Genomic DNA, 24,311 nt, shown 5'->3' on the forward strand with positions numbered 1-24,311 from the left:
GTCGACTGCCTACAGCATACCGTTCGCATAGTTAAAGCGGCTGGTGAACCTCGTCACAAGGGGATGGTGACGGGAAGGCCGGGGATGCGAAGACGGGGTGTGGCCAGGGCGGGCAGCGCGGCGAGCGCGGTGGCGACGCCCAGCGCCGTCACGGCGCTGCTCAGGGCGAGCAGGGCCAGCGCGACGGCCGCGACTCCGGCCAGGGCCTTGGCGCTGTAGACGACGGCGTGGATCTCGCCCGCCCGCTCCACGCCGAAGAACTCCCGCACCAGGCTGGCCAGCAGCGGATAGAACGCCCCACCCCCGAGCCCGGCGGCCACGATCCCCAACCACAACAACGGCCCACTCGGGCCGGTCGCCGGTGCGGGGTGCTGGGCGGCGGCGAGGAGGAGCTGGCCGACGGCGAGTGCCGTCAGCACGGCGGCCAGTACCCGCCGGCGCCCGAACAGCTCCGAGCAGCGCATGGCCACAGACCGGCTGGCCCCGTTCAGGGCCACCAGGACGGCGAGCGCGCCCCAGGAGCCCGTGCCCGCGACGACGATCACGTCGAAGACCGACACCGCGCCCGCGCATATCAGGATCAGGGCCAGCGCGGGCAGGGTCCGCGTGCGCAGAGCCTGGGTCAACCTGAACTGCTTGGCCGCCTCCGGGGTCGTGCGCAGCCTCGCCGCGTCCAGCGCGTACGAGCGCGGGTCGACGTCCTCGGGCCACCACAGCGCCGGTGGCAGCCGCAGGTGCCGGGCCGCCGCACCGATGACCGCCACGGCGACGGCGGCGGCGACCAGGAACGCGGTGGACGTCGCGGCCGGGGCGATCCCGGCCCACACCAGGACGGGCACCGCGCCGTACCCGAAGGCGCCGGTGATCAGGCCGACCCGGGCGGCGGGCCGCTCCGGGTACCAGGAGGAGACCACCTCGCCGCAGATCCCGTAGACCAGGCCCGCCCCAAGCCCGCCGAGCAGCGCATAGCCGATGAGAGCGACCAGGCCGGGACCGGCCGGCCCTGCCGTGGCCGGGCCAGGGTCGCTGAGCGCCGCCGTGGCGAGGCCGAGGGCGCTGAGCGCGGCTCCGGCGGCCAGGCAGATGCGGACGCCGAGCCGGCCCCGCCGTACCAGGTGGAGCGCCGGGAGGGCGCCCGCCGCCTGGCAGGCGATCCAGATGGCCAGCAGGGTGAGGCCGGTGGTCTCCTTGGCGAGGAGGGCGGCGTAGCCGTACTGGAGCGGGCTGATCGCCGCCATGGCGCCCCAGGCCAGCCAGAACATGCGCGTGCGGTCGGCAGGGACGGGTCCGGTGAGGTACGAGCGCCCGCGCCAGTCTCTAACTGCATTCTCCATACTGTATGGAATATCCAGTAGACGAGCACCTGTCGAGACCCTAGACGGAGGATATTCCATACGGTATACCGTCTACAAAGGAGGCTCGAATGGACCTGTACGAGTACCAGGCGAAGGAGCTCTTCGGGCGCCACGGGATCCCGGTCCCACCAGGAGGGATCGCGGCCACCCCAGCCGAGGCCCGCGCGATAGCGGACGAGCTGAACGCGCCCGTCGTCATCAAGGCCCAGGTGAAGACCGGCGGGCGCGGCAAGGCGGGCGGGATCAGGCCCGCGGCGGGCCCGGTCAGCGCCGAGGCGGAGGCCGAGCGCGTCATCGGGATGGACATCAAGGGGCACGTCGCGCGCAGCGTGCTGGTCGAGGCCGCGACCGTGCCGTTCGAGGAGTATTACGCGGCTTTCCTCGTGGATCGGGCTGAGGGCGGTTACCTGGCGATGGTGTCCGGCCAGGGCGGCATGGAGATCGAGGAGCTCGCGGCCACCGACCCCGACGCCCTGGTGAAGCTGCCGATCGACCCTGTGACAGGCGTGGACGCGGACACCGCCCGGCTGCTGGCGGCCAAGGCGGGCCTGCCCGACCAGGCGGCCGAGGTGCTGGAGAAGCTGTGGCGGGTCCTGGTCGCGGAGGACGCCCTGCTGGTCGAGGTGAACCCGCTGATCTGCACCACCGACCAGCGCATCATGGCGCTCGACGGCAAGGTCACCCTGGACGACAACTCCGCGTTCCGGCACTCCTGGGAGTACGACGAGCAGTCGGACGGCTTGGAGGCCCGCGCCAGGGCCAAGGGGTTGAACTACGTCAAACTGGACGGCCAAGTCGGCGTGATCGGCAACGGCGCCGGGCTGGTCATGAGCACGCTCGACGTGGTCGCCGGGGCCGGGGCCGCCCCCGCGAACTTCCTGGACATCGGCGGCGGCGCGTCCGCCAAGGTCATGGCCGACGGGCTGGAGATCATCCTGGCCGACCCCGGCGTGCGGTCGGTGCTGGTCAACGTCTTCGGCGGCATCACGACCTGCGACGCGGTGGCCAACGGCATCGTCACCGCGCTCGGGCTCCTCGGCGACCGCGGCCTCGGCAGGCCGATCGTCGTACGGCTGGACGGCAACAACGCCGAGGTGGGCAGGCGCATACTCAGCGACGCCAGGCACCCGGCGGTCCGGCAGGTCTCCACCATGGACGGCGCCGCCGAGATGGCGGCCAGACTCGCGGCAGGTGCGTGATGGCGATCTTTCTGACCAAGGACAGCCGGGTGCTCGTGCAGGGCATGACCGGCGCGGAGGGCACCAGGCACACCGCCCGCATGCTGGCCGCGGGCACCGACGTCGTGGCCGGGGTGACGCCCGGCAAGGGCGGGCGGTCCGTGGACTTCGGCGAGCGCACGGTGCCCGTGTTCGGCTCGGTCTCGGAGGCGATGGAGGAGACCGGGGCCGACGTCTCCGTGGTGTTCGTGCCGCCGCGGTTCACCGGCTCGGCCGTGGAGGAGGCCGTCGCGGCGGGCGTGCCGCTGTGCGTGGTCATCACCGAGGGCGTCCCCGTGCACGACACGGTACGCTTCCGCGCCCTGGCGAACGGCCGGACCAGGATCATCGGGCCCAACTGTCCCGGCCTGATCAGCCCCGGGCAGTCGTCGGCCGGGATCATCCCCGCCGACATCACCTCGGCCGGGCGCATCGGGCTGGTGTCGAAGTCGGGCACGCTGACGTACCAGCTCATGTACGAGCTGCGCGACCTCGGCTTCTCCACCGCCGTCGGCATCGGGGGCGACCCCGTCGTCGGGACCACCCACATCGACTGCCTCCAGGCGTTCCAGGACGACCCCGGCACTGACGCCATCGTCATGATCGGCGAGATCGGCGGCGACGCCGAGGAGCGGGCCGCCGCCTACATCGCCGCGAACGTCACCAAGCCCGTGGTCGCCTACGTGGCCGGCTTCACCGCGCCGGAGGGCAAGACCATGGGGCACGCGGGCGCGATCGTGTCCGGTTCGTCCGGCACCGCCCAGGCCAAGAAGGAGGCCCTGGAGGCGGTCGGGGTCCGCGTCGGCCGCACCCCGTCGGAGACGGCCCGCCTCATGCGCTCGGCGGTCCCGTCGTGAACTTCGACGTCAATCTCTCCATTCTCTTCACGGACCTGCCGCTGCTGGAGCGGCCCGCCGCGGCGGGCAAAGCCGGGTTCGACGCCGTCGAGCTGTGGTGGCCTTTCGACGGCCCGGAGCCTTCAAGCGCGGAGGCGGCGGCGCTGCGGCAGGCGATCGAGGACGCCGGCGTCCGGCTCGTGGGGCTGAACTTCGACGCGGGCGACATGGCCGCGGGCGAGCGCGGGCTGCTGGCCAGGCCGGACGGGTCCGCCCGGTTCCAGGCCAACATCGACGTGGCGGTCCAGCTGGCGGGCGAGCTGGGCTGCGGGGTGCTCAACGCCCTGTACGGCAACGAGCCGGGCACCGACAGGGCACTGGCTGTGGCCAACCTGCGCAGGGCGGCCGACGCGGCGGCCGGCATCGGCGCGACCGTGGTCGTCGAGGCTCTCAACTCCCACGAGAACCCGAAATATCCCATCACGTCGTCTCGGGCGGCGTTCGAGCTGATCGACGAGGTGGACCGGGAGAACGTGGCCTTCCTGGCCGACCTCTACCACCTGCACCGAATGGGCGAGGACGTGCTGTCGCTCATCGACCGGCACAGCGCCAGGTTCGGCCACGTGCAGATCGCCGACAACCCCGGCAGGGGGCGGCCCGGCAGCGGGCGCATGCCGTACGACGAGATCTTCGCCCGGCTGGCCGCGGCGGGCTATCGCGGCCACGTCGGCCTGGAATACCGGCACGAGGGGCCGGGCGCGTTCGACTGGAGGCGGGCATGAACATCGGGTTCATCGGCTTGGGGATCATGGGCAGCCCGATGGCAGCCAACCTCCTCAAAGCCGGACATGTCGTGACTGGTTATGACGTGAGCGCCGAGCGGGTCGAACAGCTCGTCGCCCTGGGCGGCAAGGGCGCATCCAGCGTCGTCGAGGCCGTCGGCGGCGTGGAGGCGGTGATCACGATGCTGCCCGACTCGCCGCAGGTGGAGGAGGTCGCGCCGCTGGTCATCGAGTACGCCCGGCCGAACCTCCTCTACATCGACATGAGCACCATCAAGCCCGAGACCTCCCGCCGGGTCGCGGGGAAGGCCGCGGCCGTCGGCATACGGGCGCTGGACGCCCCCGTCAGCGGCGGCGAGCGCGGCGCGATCGACGGCACCCTGTCGATCATGGTGGGCGGCGAGGCCGAGGACGTGGAGGCGGCCAGGCCGCTGCTGAGGTCGCTCGGCACGACGGTCGTGCACGTCGGCCCGGCCGGCGCGGGACAGACCGTCAAGGCGGCCAACCAGCTCGTCGTCGGCGGGATCTACGGGCTCGTGTCGGAGGCCATCGTGCTGCTCGAAGCCTCGGGCGTGGACCCCGTGGCCGGGCTCGACGTGCTCGCGGGCGGCCTGGCGGGCTCCAGGATCCTGGAGCTCAAGCGGCACACCATGGTCAAGCGGGAGTTCGCCCCCGGGTTCCGGATCGACCTGCACCACAAGGACATGGGCATCGCCGTCGCCGCCGCCCGCGAGGCCGGCGTCAGCCTGCCGCTCACCGGGCAGGTCGCCCAGCTCGTGGCCGCGGCCAGGGCGCAGGGCCACGGCTCGCTCGACCACTCCGCCCTGCTCAAGGTCGTCGAAAGGCTCAACTCGTGAACGAGCGAAGCGAGAGAACCAGGAGCACGGAGAGGATTCCGTGCATGGAGGCCGTGGTCGCGGTGCTGGAGTCGGAGGGGGTGGACACCGTCTTCGGCATCCCCGGCGCGGCCATCCTGCCACTCTACGCCGCGCTCCAGCACAGCTCGATCAGGCACATCACCGTACGCCACGAGGAGGGCGGCACCCACGCCGCCGACGGCTGGTCCAGGGTGACCGGGAACGTCGGCGTCTGCATCGGCACCTCGGGCCCCGCCGGCACGAACATGATCACCGGCCTCTACACCGCACTGGCCGACTCGATCCCGATGATCTGCGTCACCGGGCAGGCCGTGAGCTCCAAGCTGCACCAGGAGGCGTTCCAGGCGGTCGACATCGTGGAGATCGCCCGCCCGGTGACCAAGTGGGCGGTCCAGCTCAAGGAGCCCGCGCAGGCGCCGTGGGTGTTCAGGGAGGCGTTCAGGATCGCCCGCTCGGGACGGCCCGGGCCGGTGCTCATCGACCTGCCGCTCGATGTCCAGCGCGGGACCTGCCTGTACGACCGGGAGCTGGACGCCCCACTGCCCGTCGAGGAGCCAGGGCCGCTGCCCAGGGCCGTGCGCAAGGCCGTGGACCTGCTGGCCGAGGCCCGGCGGCCGATCATCCTGGCGGGCGGCGGCGTGATCATCGCCGAGGCGTGCGACGAGCTGCGCGCGCTGGCCGAGCACCTCCAGGTCCCCGTGCAGGTGACGCTCATGGGCAAGGGCGCCTTCCCCGAGGACCACCCGCTGTTCGCCGGCATGGCGGGCATACAGACCCAGACGCGGTGGGGCAACGCCGCGTTCCTGGACAGCGACCTGGTGCTGGCCGTGGGCGCCCGCTTCGGCGACCGGCACACCGGCGACCTCGACGTCTACCGCAGAGGGCGCACGTTCGTGCACGTGGACATCGAGCCCACGCAGATCGGCCGGGTCTTCGAGCCCGACCTGGGGATCGTCGGCCACGCCCGGCCGGTCCTGGCGGAGCTGCTGGGCGAGGCGCGCCGCCGTACGGCGCCGAAGGAGCCCGGCAAGTGGGTACGGAAGATCGCCGACCTGCGCCGGACGATGGCCCGCCGCGACGACTTCGACGACGTGCCGATCAAGCCGCCACGGGTCTTCAAGGAGATCAACGAGTATTTCGGCAGGGACACCACGTTCGTCACCGCCATCGGGCTCTACCAGATCTGGTCGGGCCAGTTCCAGACGACCTACCTGCCGCGCCGCTACCTGGTCTGCGGCCAGGCCGGGCCGCTGGGCTGGGAGGTGCCGGCGGCCATGGGCGTCAAGTGCGCCCATCCCGAGCGCCAGGTCGTGGCGGTGGTGGGCGACTACTCCTTCCAGTTCCTCATGGAGGAGGTCGCGGTGGCCGCCCAGTACCGCGTCCCGTTCGTCATCGTCATGATCAACAACGAGTACCTGGGGCTCATCCGGCAGGCCGAGATCCCGTACGACATGAACTACGCCGTGGACCTGCACTACGGGGAAGGCGGCATCGACCATGTCAAGGCCATGGAGGCGTTCGGCTGCCCGGCACGGCGGGTGGAGCTGCCGGGGGACATCCGCGACGCGCTGGCCTGGGCGACGGCGGAGTCGGCGCGGGAGCGGCTGCCGGTGCTGGTGGAGGTGATGGTGGAGCGCGAGGCCAACGCCGCCATGGGGCCCTCGCTCGAGGCGATCAAGGAGTTCGAGCCGCTGCCCGAGCTCATCACCGCTGACTGGTCCGACTGAGGAGGAGCATATGCGGCTCAAGCCTGGTATGGCCTGGCAGGACGCCTACGACCGATGCTGCTCGGCGGCGCCCGAAGCCTTCCACGACGACCGGGTGCTGAACCACTGGGGCGGCATCTGGCACCGCGACGGGCGCCCCGTGCCCGGCTTCTCACCGCTGGACGGCACCGCCATCGCGGGCCTGCCCAGGCTCGACCGGGCGGGCGCCGGACGCGCGGTGGCGGGCGCGGTCGAGGAGCATCAGAGGTGGCGGCACGTGCCGCTCGCCGAGCGCAAGGCCATGGTGTCCGCCGCCGTGGAGTCCATGGCCGCGCACCGCGACCTGCTGGCCCTGCTGCTGGTCTGGGAGATCGGCAAGCCGTGGAAGACGGCCCGCGCTGACGTGGACCGCTGCCTGGACGGCGTGCGCTGGTACGTCGAGGAGATCGACCGCATGCTCGCGGGACGCGCGCCGCTGCCCGGGCCGGTCAGCAACATCGCGAGCTGGAACTACCCGATGAGCGTGCTCATGCATGCCATGCTCGTGCAGGCGCTGGCCGGCAACGCGGTGATCGCCAAGACTCCCACGGACGGCGGGCTGTGCTGCCTCACGCTCGCCTGCGCGCTGGCCGTACGGGAGGGGCTGCCGTTCACGCTGGTCAGCGGGGGAGGGGCGGAGCTGTCGCCGGTGCTCGCCGGCGGGCGCTCGCTGGGCTGCGTGTCGTTCGTGGGCGGCAGGGACGCGGGGGCGAAGGTGGCGACCTCGCTGGCCGACGTCGGGCGCAGGCACGTGCTGGAGCAGGAGGGGCTCAACTGCTGGGGCGTGTGGGAGTACGGCGACTGGGACCTGCTCACGCGGCAGATCCGGGCGTCGTTCGACTACGGCAAGCAGCGGTGCACCGCTTATCCGCGGTTCGTGGTGCAGCGGTCGCTGTTCCACGAGTTTTTGGGGGCGTACCTGGCGGCGGTGGGGTCCCTGCGGTTCGGGCATCCGCTCGCGGTGGACTCGCCCGACGACCCGCTGCCCGAACTGGACTTCGGGCCGCTGATCAACGCCTCGAAGGCCAAGGAGCTGGCCGACCAGGTGGACGAGGCCGTGGCCCGGGGCGGGGTGCCGGTGCACAGGGCGCCGCTCGACACCGGACATTTCCTGCCGGGGCAGGATATTTCGGCGTATTTTGCGCCGATGGCACTCCTCAACCCGCCCCGCTCCTCGCCCCTCTTCCACGCCGAGCCGTTCGGGCCGGTGGACACGTTCGTGCTGGTGGACACGGAGGCGGAGCTGCTGGCCGCGATGAACGCCAGCAACGGCGCCCTGGTGGCCACGCTCTCCTGTGACGAGGAGGAGACGTACCGGCGGCTGGCGCCGGAGGTCCGGGCCTTCAAGGTCGGCCACAACCGGCCCCGCTCGCGGGGCGACCGGGAGGAGCTGTTCGGCGGGCTCGGGGCGTCCTGGCGCGGCGCGTTCGTCGGCGGCGAGCTGCTCGTGCGGGCCGCCACCACGGGCCCGGAGGGCGAGCGCCTGCCCGGCAACTTCCCGCACTACACGCTGCTGCCCTAAAAGGCTCCGAAGCGGGTCGCGACCACCAGCACGAGGAAGATCAGCGCGGCGACCCGCAGGAGCTTCCCGCCGATCCCCAGCGATGGCCACGACAGGTAAGCCAGCCAGCCGACGAACGCGATCACCGGCAGCACGGCCACGCCGCCCAGCGGGTTGGCCACGGCGAACCCGGTCAGCAGCAGGATCACCAGCACGGCGGGCGCCGCCCACCGGGGCACCTGCGTGAACAAGTACGTCATCGGCACGGCGCTGCGCTGCTCGACGGCCTTGCGCAGGCCGGTCGCGCCCGGCGTGAAGAACTGCTCGCCCTTGGGAAGCGGGCGCTTGCTGTCAGGGGCCACCCTCAGAGCCTACGGCAGTTGGCGTGTCGGCCTGTCGTAACGCCTTTAATCTGGTCAGGTGCTCGCCGTGATCCGATACACCGTTCCAGAGGCCCAGTCCCAAGACTTCGTCAAGCAAGGCCAAACCATTCTCGACACGCTCGCCGCGCAGCCGGGCTACCGGCGTGGCCGGCTGGCCCGCTCGGTCGATGAGCCCAATCTGTGGGCGCTGGTCACGGAATGGGAGGGCGCCGGGTTCTACCGCAGGGCTTTGTCGGCTGCGAGGATGGCGATGTACCCGCTGATGATCCTCATGGTCAACGAACCCAGTGCCTACGAGGACGTCTACATGCAAGACGGGGCGTAACGATTACTGGCGCGCGAGAGGGTGCGTGCGTCCCCTAAGCTGGGATCTCACCAATTTCACTCGCCGACCTCCAGCCGGAAAGAGAATCAACCAAAATGGCACGACGCACCGACGTCATGGACACCATCGTCAGCCTCGCCAAACGCCGCGGGCTCGTATACCCGTCGAGCGAGATCTACGGCGGACTGCGCGCGTCGTGGGACTACGGTCCACTGGGTGTCGAGCTCAAGAACAACGTCAAGCGGCAGTGGTGGCTGTCGATGGTCCAGTCGCGCGACGACGTCGTGGGCCTCGACTCCTGCGTCATCCTGGCGCCCGAGGTGTGGCGGGCCAGCGGCCACGTCGAGACCTTCACCGACCCGCTGACCGAGTGTCTCTCCTGCCACAAGCGCTTCCGCGCCGATCACCTCATCGAGGCGTACGAGGAGAAGAACGGCAAGTCGCCCGAGGGCGGCCTGGCCGACATCACCTGCCCCAACTGCGGCAACAAGGGCACCTTCACCGAGCCCAAGCAGTTCAGCGGCCTGCTCAAGACCTACCTCGGCCCGGTCGAGGACGAGTCGGGCCTGGCCTACCTGCGGCCCGAGACCGCGCAGGGCATCTTCATCAACTACCTCAACGTGCAGCAGTCGGCACGCAAGAAGATCCCGTTCGGCATCGGCCAGGTCGGCAAGTCGTTCCGCAACGAGATCACGCCGGGCAACTTCATCTTCCGCACCCGCGAGTTCGAGCAGATGGAGATGGAGTTCTTCGTCAAGCCGGGCACGGACGAGGAGTGGCACCAATACTGGATCGACGAGCGCTTCCGCTGGTACTCCGACCTGGGCATCAGCAAGGACAACCTGCGCCTCTACGAGCACCCGAAGGACAAGCTGTCCCACTACGCCAAGCGCACGGTGGACATCGAATACCGCTTCAACTTCGCCGGCTCGGAGTGGGGTGAGCTCGAAGGCGTCGCCAACCGCACCGACTTCGACCTCAGCTCCCACTCCAAGGCGTCCGGCGCAGACCTCAGCTTCTTCGAGCAGGACACGGGGGAGCGCTACATCCCCTACGTCATCGAGCCGGCGGCCGGTGTCGACCGGGCGGCGCTGACGTTCCTGCTCGACGCCTACAGCGAGGACGAGGCGCCCAACGCCAAGGGCGTCCTGGAGAAGCGCACGGTCATGCGGCTCGACCACCGGCTCGCGCCGGTCAAGGCCGCGGTGCTGCCGCTCTCGCGCAACGCCGACCTGTCGCCGAAGGCCCGCGACCTGGCCGCGCAGCTGCGCCGCCGGTGGAACGTGGAGTTCGACGACGCGGGCGCCATCGGCCGCCGCTACCGCCGCCAGGACGAGATCGGCACGCCGTTCTGCATCACGGTCGACTTCGACACGCTCGAGGACCAGGCGGTGACCATCCGCGAGCGCGACTCGATGGCCCAGGAGCGCATCTCGCTCGACGGCGTCGAGTCCTACCTGCGCCAGCACCTCAATGACTGATCTTTAGCGCTCGTCTGACGGGCCGCTCGCCGTTGTCCCGGCGGGCGGCCCGTCGCGCGTTCACCACCATGGTCTTTTACGGCGGGCCTAGCCTGCTCGTCTGCGGCAGACGGCCCGGGCGACCAGGAACGCCAGCACCGGCAGCACGAACACGGCCACCCGCAGCCCGATCACGATCATCGTGTACGTGTCGTGCGGCACGGTCAGCAGCGCGTCGGGGGCGCGCGCCGGCTGCGGGAAGCCCGGCGCGGAGTGCATCCGCGGCGACGCCTCCGACACCCACATCCCCGCCCACAACACCGTGAAGAACGCGATGACCGCGACGCCCAGCGCCGTGCGCACCGGCGCCTGCGACGGCCGGTCCAGCAGGTGGTGATGGTCGCCGTCGCCGGTGAAGCGCCGCTCGATGAACGGGTAGAGGAGCAGGACGCCGAAGAAGACCGTGAGGATGAGCGGCGGGATCCAGAGCCCGGGCTGCAACACGTACCCGTCGATGGTGATCTCCCACGGCGGGACGAGCCGCTGCGCGCCGTCCAGCACCCCGAAGTACCAGAACGGCTGCGCCGACGGCACATATCCGCCCGCCCGGTACGCCCCGTGCTCCCACACCGGGTTGACCCGCACGAACGTGGCGAGCGCCGCGATGGCTCCCATCGTGAACAGCGCCGTGGCGCCGTTCTTGACCGCGAAGTACGGGAAGAACGGGCCGCCGGTCACCCGGTGCTCGTCAGCTGCCGTCGCCCTTCGCTCGGTGTGCTTCTGCCGCCAGGTCAGGACCAGGGCGTGCAGCGGCACCACCGCCATCAGGATCCCCGGCACCAGCAACACATGGGTGACGAACACCCGCGGGATGACCTGCCCGGGGAACCCGCCGTCGAAGGCGAACGCCGCCAGGTACGTGCCCACCAGCGGGATCGACAGCAGCAGCCCGTGCGCCTCGCGCAGCCCGGTCATCGCGAGCTGGTCACCGGGCAGCGAGACGCCCAGGAACGACTCGAACAGCACCAGCCCGAACAGCACCACCCCGAGCATCCAGGTCAGCTCGCGCGGCCGCCGGAACGCGCCGGTGAAGAACACCCGGCACAGGTGGGCCACGATCGCCAGCACGAACACCGTGGCCGACCAGTGGTGGAGCTGCCGCATCAGCAGCCCGCCCCGCACGTCCAGGCTGGTCTCCGTGGCGGACGCGAAGGCCACGCCGGGATGGGGTTCGTAGAACAGGGTGAGGAACGTGCCCGTGAGCACCAGCAGCGCGAACGAGTAGAGCGCCAGCTCGCCCAGCAGGAACGTCCAGTGGCTCGGGAACAGCTTGCGCAGCTGCGGCCGGAGCCAGCGGGCGAACGGCAGGCGGTCGTCGAGGTAGATCGCGGAATCGACGGCCGCCTTTGCGGAACCCGCGACTAAGCGGGCGCGCCGCTTGGGCTTGGTAGGAGTGGCCATGGGCGCCTCCTGATGGGGGGTGTGATCTGATTCTGCACCCGCCACCCGCCTTTCACAAGAATTGGTGTAAACCAATTGGTCTAAGCCAATTTTGCATCTTCCAGAACTTTAATTGGATTAGACCTGTTGCAGGCCGTTTACCTGCGCAAACGACAACTTATCCGAGGGGTGCAGTTTCATCATCAATTTCGCCGGTAGAGTCCGGGCAGAGGCGTTGATTGGAGCGTGTGGTGGCCAAGTACGTTTACGACTTCACCGAGGGCAACAGGAATCTCAAGGATCTTCTCGGCGGCAAGGGTGCGAATCTCGCTGAAATGACCAACCTCGGGCTGCCCGTTCCCCCCGGATTCACGATCACCTCCGACGCCTGCCGCCACTATCTGGCGACGGGCGTCGTACCGGACGGCCTGGACGAGGAGGTCGCCGAGCACCTCGACGCGCTCGAGGAGCAGATGGGCCGGCGGCTCGGGCAGGCCGACGACCCGCTGCTGGTGAGCGTGCGGTCCGGGGCGAAGTTCTCGATGCCGGGCATGATGGAGACCGTCCTCAACATCGGGCTCAACGACGAGTCGGTGCACGGCCTGGCCAAGCAGGCGGGCGGCAACGACCGCTTCGCGTGGGACTCGTACCGCAGGCTCATCCAGATGTTCGGCAAGACGGTGCTCGGGATCGACGGCGACCTGTTCGAGCACGCGCTCGACGAGCTGAAGGGCAGGCGCCAGGACACCGACCTCGACGCGGGCGAGCTGCAGCGGCTCGTGGAGACGTTCAAGGGCATCGTCCGCGACCAGACCGGCAAGGACTTCCCCACCGACCCGCGCGAGCAGATGCGCCTGGCCGTCATGGCGGTCTTCGACTCCTGGAACGCCCCCCGGGCCATCCTCTACCGGCGCCAGGAACGCATCCCCGCCGACCTCGGCACCGCCGTGAACATCGTGGCCATGGTCTTCGGCAACGTCGGCAACGACTCCGGCACCGGCGTCGCCTTCACCCGTGACCCGGGCACAGGCAGGCAGGGCATCTACGGCGACTACCTGCAGAACGCCCAGGGCGAGGACGTGGTGGCCGGCATCCGCAACACGATCCCGCTGGAGGAGCTCGAGCGCATCGACAAGCCCTCGTACGACGAGCTGCTCCGGATCATGGAGACCCTCGAGAACCACTACAAGGACTTGTGCGACATCGAGTTCACGATCGAGCGCGGCAAGCTGTGGATGCTGCAGACGCGGGTCGGCAAGCGCACCGCGGCGGCCGCCTTCTGCATCGCCACGCAGCTCGTGGACCAGGGCCTGATCACGCTCGACGAGGCCGTCACCCGGGTCACCGGCGATCAGCTGGCGCAGCTCATGTTCCCCCGCTTCGACGGCGGCGCGGAGAAGAAGAAGATCGCCAAGGGCATGAACGCCTCCCCCGGCGCTGCCGTGGGCAAGGCCGTCTTCTCCTCCGAGCGGGCGGTGGAGCTGTCGGAGCAGGGCGAGGACGTCATCCTGGTCCGCCGTGAGACCAACCCCGACGACCTGGCCGGCATGATCGCGGCCAAGGGCATCCTGACCAGCCGCGGCGGCAAGACCTCCCACGCGGCCGTGGTCGCCAGGGGCATGGGCAAGACGTGCGTGTGCGGGGCGGAGGAGCTGGAGGTCTCTCCCCATGAGCGCCGCTTCACCGCACCCGGCGGGGTGGCGGTGTCCGAGGGCGACGTCATCTCCATCGACGGGACCACCGGGGAGATCTTCCTCGGGGAGGTGCCGGTCGTGGACTCGGCGGTGGTCGAGTACTTCGAGGGCGCCCCGCCGGAGGACGAGCTGGTCAAGGCCGTGGACCGGATCATGCGCCACGCGGACTCGATGCGGCGGCTGGGCGTCCGGGCGAACGCCGACACCCCGGAGGACGCGGCGCGGGCCCGCCGTTTCGGGGCGGAGGGCATCGGGCTGTGCCGTACGGAGCACATGTTCCTGGGTGAGCGCAGGCAGCTGGTGGAGGACCTGGTCCTCGCGTCGACGGACGAGGAGCGCCAGGCGGCGCTGGACGCGCTGGAGCCGCTGCAGAAGGCCGACTTCACCCAGATATTTCAGGCGATGGACGGTGCTCCCGTCACGATCCGCCTCATCGACCCGCCTCTCCACGAATTCCTCCCCGACATCGTGGACCTCTCGGTCAAGGCCGCCACGGACGAGGCCACCGAGAAGGACCGCCGGCTCCTCGCCGCGGTGAAGCGCCTCCACGAGCAGAATCCGATGCTGGGCCTCAGGGGCGTCCGCCTGGGCCTGGTGATCCCGGGCCTGTTCACGATGCAGGTGAGGGCGATCGCCCAGGCGGCCAAGGAGGTGCCCGGCGCCCGGCCGGAGATCATGATCCCGCTGGTGGCGGCCGTACAGGAGCTGGAGTCGGTACGTGAGGAGGCGGAGAAGATCCTCGCGGAGACCGGCGTGGACGCACTCATCGGCACCATGATCGAGGTCCCGAGGGCGGCCCTGACGGCGGCCCAGATAGCGGAGGCGGCGGAGTTCTTCTCGTTCGGCACCAACGACCTCACGCAGATGGCGTGGGGCTTCTCCCGGGACGACGTGGAGTCGGCCTTCTTCTCCCGCTACCTGGACCTGGGCATCTTCGGCGTCTCCCCGTTCGAGACCCTGGACAGGGAGGGCGTGGGCCGCCTGATCGAGATCGCGGTGGAGGAGGGCAGGTCGGCCCGTCCGGACCTGCACCTGGGCATCTGTGGCGAGCACGGCGGAGACCCGGACTCGGTGCACTTCTGCCACGAGGTCGGCCTGGACTACGTCTCCTGCTCACCCTTCCGCATCCCGATAGCCCGCCTGGAGGCCGGCCGCGCCGCCCTGGCCGAAACGGACTCCGACACGCGCTAGAACCCAGGGGGATTCGGGGGGCCAAGGGGAAACGCATGGTCCTCGACGGGGGTGGGAGTTCCGCGCAACGCCTCGAAGGGGGCTCACGCCCCCTTCGACCCCCCGAAAACCCCGCTCGCTTCGCTCGCCAGTCCCACCCGTTACGCGGTTACCGGGATGGGCTTGCTGGTGCCCGACCCCGGGCGAGGTGGCCTGCCGGTCCCCTTCCGCCGACCGGCCGCGGGCCACGTTTCCAGAGGAAGGTGTCTCGGCTGCAGCCGTGGAAGGCAAGGCGGATGGTGGCGCCCGTCTGCGGAGAACCGGCTTTCCGATGTGTCCCACCCGAGGAGCAAAGGGCCGGGCCCGGTACAAAATGCCTGATCACATAGGGTGCGTGGGTGTTATCGTCGATCGCATGGCTGAACTGATCGCCCCCACGGGACGGCTGCATTCCTCGTGGCTCGCGGCGCGCGACGAATGGGAGCCGGGTGCTCACCAGGACGGGGCCGGCCTGGGTCTGGTCGCTGACGATGACCTCAACAGCCCGGACGGGTTCGCAGCATGGGTCGAGCGACTGCGCCGGCAGTCGGACCGCTCGCTGCCTGTAGGGGAAGGGCGCGTGCACGCCACCCACTGGTGGATAGTCGACGGCGGGACCTACCTGGGGGCCATCGACCTTCGGCACTATCTGAACGCCTTTCTGCTGGAAAGCGGCGGAAACATCGGCTACAGCATTCGGCCTTCTGCCAGGAGACGCGGACTCGCCACGTGGGCGCTGGGAGCGGTCCTGCTCAAGGCACCGGGGCTCGGTCTGGACCGGGTCCTTCTCACCTGTGACGATGACAATGTCGGCTCGGCGCGCACCATCGAGAGCAACGGTGGCGTCCTGGAAGATGTGCGCAGCACCGGAATCGGGGTCAAGCGCCGCTACTGGGTCGCTCTGGATGAGGCTGCCGCGTTGCGCTCGCGGTAGTCGGTCTTGTCGATCTTCGGCGGAAGGCCGCCGCGGGAGCCAAGTTTTTTGCGGTTGCGTTCCTGGTCGACTTTGATTGGGATGGTGCAGCGGATCCCGCGGCTGCGCAGGTAGGCGCGGTTCTTCCGGGAGGCGTATGACTTGTCGGCGCGCACGCGAACCGGCCGGGTGCGCGGTCGGCCCGACCGATGTGGGGCACGCGGACTTTCTCCAGGACAGGTTCGAATTGCGGGGAGTCCTCGTGCTGCCCGGCTCTGATCACGATCGACATGGGCTTCGCCCTTGCTCGACGGCCAAGTGGAGCTTGGTGGTCAGGCCGCCTCGGCCCCAGGGCCCGTACCGTTCCGGGACATCCCGCCACGGCGTCCCGGTCCGGGTCCGCCACCGTATGCCGTCGATCAGTTGCCCGTGATCATCCGCATGCCCGAGATCCACTTCCGACACACGACCTGGATGCGGGGAAACGGCGGCGGGCCTGTTGAGTCGGAGCAGCCTTGCACTCGATCTCGTCCTCGGTCATGCCCGCTCGGTCGGCGACTTCAGCCACGCTCAACCCGAGGGCAACGCGCCGGTCGTAGAGGGCCTTGCCGAACGCGAGCGCCTCGCGGATGGCGATCCGTTCGGGATCTTCGTGACACGCACAGCGCCGTGCGCACAGCGTACGCATCTAGGCCGAGGGGGCCCTAGCCGCGCGGCCGTTCCTCCGGCGTAGGCAGCAGGCAGTCCAGCACGACGGCGGCCATGCGGCCGGGCCGGTCGGGGGCGGGATGGTGGCGCTCGGCGGTGAGCGCTCCTAGGACGATCGCCTGCACGTCCTCGGCGTCCACGTCCGTCCGCACGGCGCCGGCCTCCTGAGCCCGTACGAGCAGATCGGCGAAGGCCTGGCGGAGGTCAAGGGCCGTCTCCTGGGTGCGCTCGGACAGCTTGACGCCGGCCTGGGCGAGCGCGTCGGCCAGGTCCTGCTTGCCGTGGGCGTCGCTGATCAGGCTGTGCAGGAACGGGAAGAACGCCGACCCGTCGCGGTCGCTCTGGACGGCCTGGCGGGCCTGCTCGGTGAGCGAGGCGAGGTGCTCGGTGAGGACCGCCTCGATCAACGCCTCCTTGGCCGGGAAGTGACGGTGGACGGTGCCTGGGCCGACCCCTGCGCGGCGGGCTATCTCATCGAGCGACACGGTCAGGCCCTCGATGGCGAAGGCCTCGCGGGCGGTTTCGAGGATGCGTTCCCTGTTGCGCCGGGCGTCGGCACGCATCGGCCGCTGGCTGTCCAATCGTCCCCCTTGTAAACCGGGGCGATCGCCCCGCATAATGATTAAGCGGTGCAGACGCCCCGCTTAATCAAGGAGTATGCCATGACCGTTGCCGGCGCACACCAGATCGTCGGGCAGTTGCTGAGCCTCGTCGCCCACGGCCCCTGTGAGGAGATGGCCGACCTGTTCGCGGAGGACGCCGTCTTCGAGATGCCGTACCTGCCGCCGGGCGTGCCGGCTCAGGAGCCGGGCCGCGAGACCTTCCGCGCCCACCTGCGCGAGGGGGCGCTGGTGCAGCGCTTCGACGCCGTCACCGACGCCCGGATCCACCAGACGGCCGACCCGGAGGTCGTCATCGCCGAATACCGGCTGCACGGCACCGTCACCGCCACCGGCAGGCGCTTCGCCTCCGACCTGGTCATGGTCGCCCGGGTACGCGACGGGCTCATCGTCTCCCACCGGTCCTACGCCAACCCCCTCGACGCGGCCGTCGCCTTCGGAGCCGTCGGGGACCTGCTCACCGCTCTGGCTGGGTAGCCGTGCCTGGATGGGCGAGCCCGGACTCCAGGAGGTCCAGGTCCGGGGGGACGAGGGTCGTCGACTCGACCAGCCCTCTGAGGAGGTTGTGCAGGAGGTTGTTGTCGTAGGGGCGGCCCTCCGCCTTGTCGTGGCGCAGCGGGTACGGGAAGCCGCCGGCGTGGAGGCGGTAGCGGACGGCCTCGATGCGGTCCTCGATGATGTTCGCCCGCCAGTCGTCATCCGGGCGGAGGTAGGCCAGCCGGGCCGCGGCCTGCTTGTACGTCAGCGGCCGAGGCGCCTCCTCGTACAGCAGGTAGCGTTCGCCCAGGACCACCAGGAGCAGGCGCTCTGCCGCGTTTATCTCCCAGATCTTCGGCGGGATGGTCTCGGCCTCGTGGCGATCCGTCTGGGTGTCGCCGTAGCGTCCCGTGACGTAGAGCTCCACCAGGTGCTGACGGTAGCCGGAGCCCCTGATGAACAGCGGGGTGTAGCCCGCCGTCAGCGGGATGGGATCGGATGACTGGTGCATCATCTGGCCGTGCGGCAGGCGCATGAGCTGCCGGCCCATGTTGCGCAGCCACCAGTAGCTGTCCTGGTACGTCACCTCGGCGTGCAGGCGGCTCACCGACTGGTCGTCCGTCCCCACGCTCAGGTCGACGGCCGGACGCTTGGCCCGGCCGAAGCGGACCTGACGGCCAGGGCGCGGCCGGACCTTGATGCCACCGGTGATGGTGCGGGCGTGGAGTGTGCCGGGAACGGCCGCTTCCACGCCATGCGCGAGGCTGTTGGCGACGCTCATCTACTCGCCTCCTTGGTGCTTGTCGTACGCGCGCCCCCACATGGTGCCCCAACCTCTCCGGGACCCCTCCCGGCCCGCACGAGGAGGGTTCAGGCGCCGGGTGGCCGCGTGGGGGCGGAGCGACCAGGGCGGAACACCGCGCGCCCCCGAATCTACTGCGTGAGCGCGGAAATACGCAGAGTTTTGATCACGCTTTGGACGCCTTCCTCCGCACCGGCTCGGCTGAGGAGTCAGCACGCCCGGGGCCGTCCCGGCGGCGCCGCCGTGCCGGGTCGCCGGTCACTTCCATGGAACCCCTTGCCGCATTCGGATCGTAGCCGTACCGTCACGGATAGCGTTTTCGGCGGTGCGGAGGTGGAGCTGTGGGGTGGCACAACTGTGGGCATCCTTTCGCGAACGGGGAGACGTGATGTTGCCGCACATCGCATGGCGGCTGGACGCCATGATCGCGGCCATCACCGAGCACCGCCTGCCCCTCACCCGCCCGATCGAGCAGGCGTTGCGGGCGGTTCCCCGCCACTGGTTCATGCCACCCGTGGGCGAGTCCATCGAGCGCGACGGGCGTCGCGTGCCGATCGACCGGGACACCGACCCGCCGGCCTGGTGGGACGCCGTCTACGCGGGCCGGCCGATCGTGACGGGCAATGAGTGCTCGTGCCCCGCGCCCAGCGCGGTCGCCGACCTGCTCGAGCTGCTCGGGCCCGTGTCCGGGCAGCGGGTGCTGGAGGTGGGGACGGGCACGGGATGGACCGCCGCGCTGCTCGGCCGCCTGGTGGGCCAGTCGGGAAGCGTGACCTCGGTCGAGGCGGACGCCGCCGTGGCCGAGCAGGCCGCAAAGAACCTGGCGGCCGCCGGCGCCATGCCGCACCTCGTCGTGGGGGACGGCGCGGCGGGCTGTGCCGAGCGGGCGCCGTATGACGGGGTGCTAGTGACGTACGCCGTGCGCACCGTGCCGTACGCCTGGATCGCGCAGGCCCGCCCTGGGGCGGCGATCGTCTGCGGCTTCGGTGACAATCACGCCCTGCGGCTGGTGGCCGGGCCGGACGGCACGGCGAGCGGCCGGTTCTCGCGGCTCACGACGATGTGCACCCGGCAGAACGACCCGTCCGGCGCAGCCCTGGCCGTGGACCTCATCGGAGATCGGCGTGAGGCCTACCGGACGTGGACGGAGTGGGACGAGCCAGAGCGGGAGCGGTTCGGCATGACGGTCACGCCCGAGGGGCAGCGGGTCTGGCTGGACAGCCCCGAGCGGGTGATCGGATAGGGGAGCGGGTCTAATTCGTTTGCCCGGGGGCGAAGCCGACGAGCAGGATGCGGGGATGCGCATCGAGTTCGCGAGATTCTCCCTCGACGACACCGACCTTCTCGTCGACTTCCTGACCCGGCAGGAATGGCCCTTCCACGCGGGCACCCAGGACCCCGAGGCCGTGAGGAGCCGCGCCGCCGACGGCCTCTACGACGACGAGGAGACGAGGACGTTCTGGGTGCTCGCCGACGGGCAGCGCGTCGGTCTGATCAAGCTGCTGGATCTCGCCGACGAGACGCCCATGTTCGATCTGCGGATAGGGCAGGAGTGGCGGGGCTGGGGCCTCGGCGCCGAGGCGGTCGCCTGGCTGACCGGCTACCTGTTCACCGAGATGCCGCACATCAACCGGATCGAGGGCAACACCCGCCAGGACAACCACGTGATGAGAGCGGTCTTCCGCAAGAGCGGGTACGCCAAGGAGTCGCACTACCGGGAGGCGTGGCCTGACAGGGACGGCAACCTCCATGACTCCGTCGGCTACGCGATCATCCGCCGCGACTGGCTCTCCGGCACGGTCACACTCCCGGACTGGCACGACGACTGACGCGCCACGGCGGCCAGATGGGTCATGAGGCCCTGTGGGGACGGTGGTGGGCCACGGCGCGGGCGTGGGCCTCGGCCAGGAGGGGGCGGGCCTGCTCGCCCGGGTTCAGGATCGCGATCCAGCCCTGACGCGCGTACACCGGGTGCGGGATGAGGCGGTCCTCGACCGTGTAGTCGATGCCGGCGTGGTGCTCGGCGTGCGCCTTCGGAGGGTAGCCGACGAGCCGCTGGAACTCGCCGCTCCCGACGTGGATGTTCAGCCGGAACACGCCCGGCCTGTTCAGGTCGGAGGCGGTGTCGTACCCGTCGTAGTCCTTGGTGACGATGGTCGCGAACGGCTGCCGGGGGCGGGCCTCCAGAGTGCCCTCCGGGTCGTAGTAGAAGAACGTGTCTCCCCAGGCGATCTCGGGTGCTCCGCTGTCCGCGCTGATGGTCATGGCCACGGCTCCGGGGAAGCCGGACACGAATCCAATGATCTCGTTCTCGGTCATGCCTTCAAGTGTTTCATTGACCCTCCCAGTGAGACTTTACGCTCCATCTAGGCGGTCGATCTGCCGAAAGTCTCAAACCGCAGGAGTGTCTGACAGGCTGGTTAGCATGTCTGAGACACACCTTCCCGGGGGTTTCGTCAACGCCGTCGTCCGCGTCGGCGACACCGTCCGGCGAACGCCCGGGCAGCGGGCCGCGTACGTGCACGAGTTGCTGCGCCTGTTCCAGCGGAGCGGGTGGGCGGGCGCGCCCCGGTTCCTGGGGCTCGACGAGCGGGGCCGCGAGATCCTGAGCTTCGTGGACGGCCACGTGGCCTGGGAGGACGTCCAGCCGGACGGCGTCACCTCAGACGAGAGCCTGGCGCGGGTGGCCGAGATGGTGCGGGAGTTCCACGACCTGACCGCCGGCACGCCGCTGGCCGGCGAGGAGGAGGTCGTCTGCCACAACGACCTGTCTCCCAAGAACACCGTCTACCGGGGCGAGGAACTGCGGCCGGTGGCGTTCATCGACTGGGACATCGCCGGGCCGGGCCGGCGCGTCCACGACGTGGCGCACGTCTGCTGGCAGTACGCGGGCCTGGGCCCCGCGGTCGAGGACCCGGCCGACGCGGCCCGGCGGGTGCGGCTGATCTGCGACGCCTACGGGCTGCGGGAGCGCGGCGAGGTGGTCGAGGCGATCCTGTGGTGGCAGGACAGGTGCCGGCGCGGCATCGAGGCCGACGCGGCGGCCGGGATGCGGTACGCGGTCAGGTTGCGCGAGGGCGGAGTGGTCGCGCAGGTACGCGCCTGCCACGACTGGGTCGCCGAGCACCGCGCCACGTTCGAGCGGGCCTTGCGCTAGACCGGGGAAACCGGAGCCCCGGGGACGGGCTCCTCGATGGGGATGTAGTCGGCGCGCATGCCGTGGTCCCCCAGCCACTGCCGGAGCCCGGGCACGGCCGCCGGGTTGGCCGCCACCTGCGCGGCGTACTCCGACAGCGCCACCTCCTCCCCGTCGTCGTACAGCAGCCGCGCCGGCCCCGACCACGACAGGGTCCACTTGGCCTGCCCGAGCTGGATCAGCACAGCCTCCAGCGCCTGCCCCAGCACCCCGGCCAGCAGGGTGTCCGACGGGTTCCAGCCCAGCTCGCGCAGCACGGCCTCCAGCTCCGTCTGCCGGCCCCGCGCGATCGCCTCGAAGGCGGCGTCCAGGTACGGCCGCGCGGCCCCCATGACCCGCTGCCCGGCCACAGCCAGATCGCGCAGGGCATCGGCGTTGCGGCCCGTGTACATGCCGTGCGCCACCAGCTCCTCCCACGACACCGGCCGCAGCCCCGTCAGCGCCTCCGGCGTCCACATGGACTGCTCCACCGCCTGCACCGCCACGTTCGCGTCGCGCAGCAGCGTCAGCGCGGACCGGGGATCCGGCACGTGCGGCGGCTCCGGCAGGCGGTCGATGGCGGCCAGGCGCTCGGCCAGGCTGGGATGGGAGTCGTACGGTGAGACCTCCTCCGGCTCCTCGCCCAGCTTGGCGATCTCGGACTGCCGGTCGGGGTCGCTCATGAGGGCGTGGAAGCCCCCGAACACCGAGACCGGTCTGGTGCCGCCCTTGCCGGTCAGCGACAGGTAGTCGTTGACGTACAGGTCCCAGCCCGTCGCGGTGGCGTGGATCTTGCGCAGTGCGCCCGCCATGGCCTGCCGGCCGCTGATCGAGACCGCGAACTGGTCGGCCTCCAGCTCCTGCTTGCGCGAGACGGCCTGCGAGACCCGGAGGTAGAGCTTGGCGTACCAGGTGAACAGGCGCTGGATGAACGGGTGGTTGCCCAGCCCATGGACGGTGGCGATGAGCGAGACCCGCCCCCGGTAGACCGGCGCGCCCAGGCGCGTGTGGGCGCCGCTGTAGTGGCCGAGCTCGTGCCCGAGCACCGAGCGCATCTCGTCCACCGTGAGCGTCTGCAGCAGCGGCAGGCCGATGAACATCCGCCTCCGCGTCGCCTTCATGCCCAGCCAGCGCGTGTCCTCGGAGACGGCCGCGTTCACCTCCGCCACCAGCCGGATCTCGTCCGGCGGCGCCGTGCGCACGCGCTGCGCGAGGTCCTCGACCGTCTGCCACAACACCGGCTCGTGCTCGCGCCCGACCGGCACCCCGGGCTGCTCACCGCCCTGGCGGCGGCTCACCATGAACAGCGCCCGTACGAGGGCGCCGGCGGCCAGAGTGAGGGCGATCGCGATCTTGAGGGCGTTGGCGTGGAAGTCGACGAAGAGCAGGACGTCGAAGAAGATGGCGGCCGCCAGGATGAGGCCGACCAGAACGTAGAAGCCGGCGAGCAGGGTGAAGGCCAGCACTGCTCGGAACGCTGTCGTCATGGGGGAGGGCTCCCGGGGAATGGGTTCTCGCGAGGCTTGACACTAGCGGAGTCGGGAAACTGGATAAAATCGCCTAAGCAATGCCGTACTACGACCAGCACGATCAGGACCGTTGGGTTCCGGAACCTCCCGGCAATCCTGAGCGGTCCGCGTTCGAGCGCGATCGGGCACGGGTGCTGCACAGCGCCGCACTCCGCAGGCTGGCCGCGAAAACGCAGGTCGTGGGCCCTGGCGAGACGCTCGGCGGCGGCCAGCACATCCCGCGCACCAGGCTCACGCACTCCCTCGAATGCGGCCAGGTCGGCAGGGAGATGGGTGCCACGCTCGGCGTCGATCCCGACCTGGTGGAGACGGCCTGTCTGGCGCACGACCTGGGGCACCCGCCGTTCGGGCACAACGGGGAGATGGCACTCAACGCGCTGGCGGCCTCGTGCGGCGGCTTCGAGGGGAACGCGCAGAGCCTGCGCCTGCTGACCAGGCTGGAGGCCAAGGTCCTCACCGAGGACGGCCGCAGCGCCGGTCTCAACCTGACGCGGGCAGCCCTCGATGCTTCCATCAAATATCCCTGGACATGCGTTAAATCCCCAAAGTTCGGCGTATATGACGATGATCTACCCGTGTTCCGGTGGATCAGGGACGGCGCGCCGGAAGGGCGGGTGAGCTTCGAAGCACAGATCATGGACTGGGCCGACGACGTCGCCTACTCCGTCCACGACCTCGAGGACGCCCTGCACTCCGGCCACGTCACGCCCGAAGCGCTCCGGTCGCCCATCGAGCGCACGCTGGTGTGCGAGACCACCCGAACCTGGTACGCCCCGTACGCCGACCTCAACGAGCTGGAAGAGATCTTCGCCAGGCTGATCATCGACCCGCTCTGGCCGCGCCGCTTCGAGGCCACGCTCTCCGACCTGGCCGGCCTCAAGGCCCTCACGAGCGGGCTCATCGGCCGCTTCTGCCGCTCCGCCCAGGCCGCCACCAAGGAGGTGCACGGCTCCCGCCACCGCGCCGACCTCGTCGTCCCCCACGCCACCCGGCTGGAGTGCGCCCTGCTCAAAGGCGTGACCGCCCACTACGTCATGACCACCAGGGACCACAACGCCAACCAGGCCAGGCAGCGCGAGCTCATCAGCGAGCTGGCCGCCCTGATCACGCTGGGCGCGCCGGGCACGCTGGAGCCCGCCTTCAGGCCCGCGTACCTGGAGGCCCCCGACGACGCGGCCCGCGTCCGCGTGGTCATCGACCAGATCGCCTCGCTCACCGACACCTCGGCGGTGGCCTGGCACCGCAGGCTCTCCCGCTGACCA

At 70.3% G+C, this 24,311-nt stretch carries 23 protein-coding genes; 15 read left to right on the forward strand and 8 right to left on the reverse strand.

Going from position 1 to position 24,311, the window contains the following annotated elements:
• Positions 1-53 precede the first annotated feature (53 nt).
• Positions 54-1,334 (reverse strand): MFS transporter, encoded by a 1,281-nt coding sequence (locus tag ACQPWU_RS14470; protein WP_433440106.1) that lies wholly within the window; start codon positions 1,332-1,334, stop codon positions 54-56.
• A gap of 89 nt (positions 1,335-1,423) precedes the next feature.
• On the opposite strand from ACQPWU_RS14470, the gene sucC reads away from it, so the two are divergent.
• The 6 genes from sucC to ACQPWU_RS14500 are packed head-to-tail and all read left to right on the forward strand — an operon-like array spanning position 1,424 to position 8,335.
• On the forward strand, positions 1,424-2,554 hold the full coding sequence (gene sucC / locus ACQPWU_RS14475) for an ADP-forming succinate--CoA ligase subunit beta (RefSeq protein WP_433440108.1): 1,131 nt from the start codon (positions 1,424-1,426) through the stop codon (positions 2,552-2,554).
• On the forward strand, positions 2,554-3,429 hold the full coding sequence (gene sucD, locus ACQPWU_RS14480; protein WP_433440110.1) for a succinate--CoA ligase subunit alpha: 876 nt from the start codon (positions 2,554-2,556) through the stop codon (positions 3,427-3,429). Before sucC ends, sucD begins: the two co-directional genes overlap by 1 nt.
• Positions 3,426-4,190, forward strand: a complete 765-nt coding sequence (locus tag ACQPWU_RS14485; protein ID WP_433440112.1) for a hydroxypyruvate isomerase family protein — start codon at positions 3,426-3,428, stop codon at positions 4,188-4,190. The genes sucD and ACQPWU_RS14485 overlap by 4 nt, the downstream gene beginning before the upstream one ends.
• Positions 4,187-5,047, forward strand: a complete 861-nt coding sequence (locus ACQPWU_RS14490) for a 2-hydroxy-3-oxopropionate reductase (protein ID WP_433440114.1) — start codon at positions 4,187-4,189, stop codon at positions 5,045-5,047. The genes ACQPWU_RS14485 and ACQPWU_RS14490 overlap by 4 nt, the downstream gene beginning before the upstream one ends.
• A gap of 44 nt (positions 5,048-5,091) precedes the next feature.
• Complete coding sequence (gcl, locus tag ACQPWU_RS14495) at positions 5,092-6,795, forward strand: glyoxylate carboligase (protein ID WP_433440116.1); 1,704 nt, start codon at positions 5,092-5,094, stop codon at positions 6,793-6,795.
• A 10-nt stretch (positions 6,796-6,805) separates the two neighbouring features.
• Positions 6,806-8,335 (forward strand): aldehyde dehydrogenase family protein, encoded by a 1,530-nt coding sequence (locus ACQPWU_RS14500; protein WP_433440118.1) that lies wholly within the window; start codon positions 6,806-6,808, stop codon positions 8,333-8,335.
• Here the strand turns inward: ACQPWU_RS14500 and ACQPWU_RS14505 are convergent.
• Complete coding sequence (locus ACQPWU_RS14505) at positions 8,332-8,676, reverse strand: DUF6703 family protein (protein WP_433440120.1); 345 nt, start codon at positions 8,674-8,676, stop codon at positions 8,332-8,334. The two genes, ACQPWU_RS14500 and ACQPWU_RS14505, sit on opposite strands and share 4 nt — an antisense overlap.
• Before the next feature lie 58 nt (positions 8,677-8,734).
• On the opposite strand from ACQPWU_RS14505, the gene ACQPWU_RS14510 reads away from it, so the two are divergent.
• The gene (locus tag ACQPWU_RS14510) at positions 8,735-9,022 is read left to right on the forward strand and encodes an antibiotic biosynthesis monooxygenase family protein (protein ID WP_433440122.1); all 288 of its coding nucleotides are present in this window, start codon (positions 8,735-8,737) and stop codon (positions 9,020-9,022) included.
• Between the two features lie 95 nt (positions 9,023-9,117).
• A complete protein-coding gene (locus ACQPWU_RS14515; protein ID WP_433440123.1) occupies positions 9,118-10,503 on the forward strand; it encodes a glycine--tRNA ligase in 1,386 nt (461 codons plus the stop codon).
• Positions 10,504-10,590: 87 nt separating this feature from the next.
• On the opposite strand, the gene ACQPWU_RS14520 is transcribed toward ACQPWU_RS14515, so the two are convergent.
• Positions 10,591-11,943, reverse strand: a complete 1,353-nt coding sequence (locus tag ACQPWU_RS14520) for a cytochrome b (protein WP_433440125.1) — start codon at positions 11,941-11,943, stop codon at positions 10,591-10,593.
• 230 nt (positions 11,944-12,173) lie between these two features.
• Here ACQPWU_RS14520 and ppdK point away from each other — a divergent pair, with 230 nt between their 5' ends.
• Together ppdK and ACQPWU_RS14530 are read left to right on the forward strand one after the other, a co-directional pair.
• Entirely contained in the window at positions 12,174-14,807 is a 2,634-nt protein-coding gene (ppdK, locus tag ACQPWU_RS14525) for a pyruvate, phosphate dikinase (RefSeq protein ID WP_433440127.1), read from the forward strand.
• Between the two features lie 394 nt (positions 14,808-15,201).
• The gene (locus ACQPWU_RS14530; RefSeq protein WP_433440129.1) at positions 15,202-15,759 is read left to right on the forward strand and encodes a GNAT family N-acetyltransferase; all 558 of its coding nucleotides are present in this window, start codon (positions 15,202-15,204) and stop codon (positions 15,757-15,759) included.
• 258 nt (positions 15,760-16,017) lie between these two features.
• Here ACQPWU_RS14530 and ACQPWU_RS14535 read toward each other — a convergent pair whose 3' ends face one another.
• Both ACQPWU_RS14535 and ACQPWU_RS14540 read right to left on the reverse strand, forming a co-directional pair.
• Positions 16,018-16,203 (reverse strand): transposase, encoded by a 186-nt coding sequence (locus ACQPWU_RS14535; protein ID WP_433440131.1) that lies wholly within the window; start codon positions 16,201-16,203, stop codon positions 16,018-16,020.
• 239 nt (positions 16,204-16,442) lie between these two features.
• Positions 16,443-17,009 (reverse strand): TetR family transcriptional regulator, encoded by a 567-nt coding sequence (locus tag ACQPWU_RS14540; RefSeq protein ID WP_433440133.1) that lies wholly within the window; start codon positions 17,007-17,009, stop codon positions 16,443-16,445.
• Positions 17,010-17,108: 99 nt separating this feature from the next.
• On the opposite strand from ACQPWU_RS14540, the gene ACQPWU_RS14545 reads away from it, so the two are divergent.
• Complete coding sequence (locus ACQPWU_RS14545) at positions 17,109-17,543, forward strand: nuclear transport factor 2 family protein (protein WP_433440135.1); 435 nt, start codon at positions 17,109-17,111, stop codon at positions 17,541-17,543.
• Here the strand turns inward: ACQPWU_RS14545 and ACQPWU_RS14550 are convergent.
• On the reverse strand, positions 17,524-18,324 hold the full coding sequence (locus tag ACQPWU_RS14550; RefSeq protein WP_433440137.1) for an FHA domain-containing protein: 801 nt from the start codon (positions 18,322-18,324) through the stop codon (positions 17,524-17,526). The two genes, ACQPWU_RS14545 and ACQPWU_RS14550, sit on opposite strands and share 20 nt — an antisense overlap.
• 409 nt (positions 18,325-18,733) lie before the next feature.
• Here ACQPWU_RS14550 and ACQPWU_RS14555 point away from each other — a divergent pair, with 409 nt between their 5' ends.
• Both ACQPWU_RS14555 and ACQPWU_RS14560 read left to right on the forward strand, forming a co-directional pair.
• Positions 18,734-19,588: a methyltransferase domain-containing protein gene (locus tag ACQPWU_RS14555; RefSeq protein ID WP_433440139.1), complete on the forward strand. Its 855-nt coding sequence runs from the start codon at positions 18,734-18,736 to the stop codon at positions 19,586-19,588.
• 55 nt (positions 19,589-19,643) lie between these two features.
• On the forward strand, positions 19,644-20,174 hold the full coding sequence (locus ACQPWU_RS14560; protein ID WP_433440141.1) for a GNAT family N-acetyltransferase: 531 nt from the start codon (positions 19,644-19,646) through the stop codon (positions 20,172-20,174).
• A gap of 22 nt (positions 20,175-20,196) precedes the next feature.
• Here ACQPWU_RS14560 and ACQPWU_RS14565 read toward each other — a convergent pair whose 3' ends face one another.
• A complete protein-coding gene (locus ACQPWU_RS14565) occupies positions 20,197-20,664 on the reverse strand; it encodes a DUF6194 family protein (protein WP_433440143.1) in 468 nt (155 codons plus the stop codon).
• 106 nt (positions 20,665-20,770) lie between these two features.
• Here ACQPWU_RS14565 and ACQPWU_RS14570 point away from each other — a divergent pair, with 106 nt between their 5' ends.
• Entirely contained in the window at positions 20,771-21,502 is a 732-nt protein-coding gene (locus ACQPWU_RS14570) for a phosphotransferase (RefSeq protein ID WP_433440145.1), read from the forward strand.
• Here ACQPWU_RS14570 and ACQPWU_RS14575 read toward each other — a convergent pair.
• Positions 21,499-23,007: a M48 family metallopeptidase gene (locus tag ACQPWU_RS14575; protein ID WP_433440147.1), complete on the reverse strand. Its 1,509-nt coding sequence runs from the start codon at positions 23,005-23,007 to the stop codon at positions 21,499-21,501. The genes ACQPWU_RS14570 and ACQPWU_RS14575 overlap by 4 nt on opposite strands.
• 80 nt (positions 23,008-23,087) lie before the next feature.
• Between ACQPWU_RS14575 and ACQPWU_RS14580 the strand changes: the two genes are divergently transcribed.
• Positions 23,088-24,308 carry a deoxyguanosinetriphosphate triphosphohydrolase gene (locus ACQPWU_RS14580; RefSeq protein WP_433440149.1) on the forward strand — a complete coding sequence of 407 codons (1,221 nt, stop codon included), beginning with the start codon at positions 23,088-23,090 and terminating at the stop codon, positions 24,306-24,308.
• Positions 24,309-24,311: the final 3 nt, after the last annotated feature.

Origin of the sequence: Nonomuraea sp. CA-141351 (assembly GCF_050944675.1) — a bacterium.
GTDB lineage: Bacteria > Actinomycetota > Actinomycetes > Streptosporangiales > Streptosporangiaceae > Nonomuraea.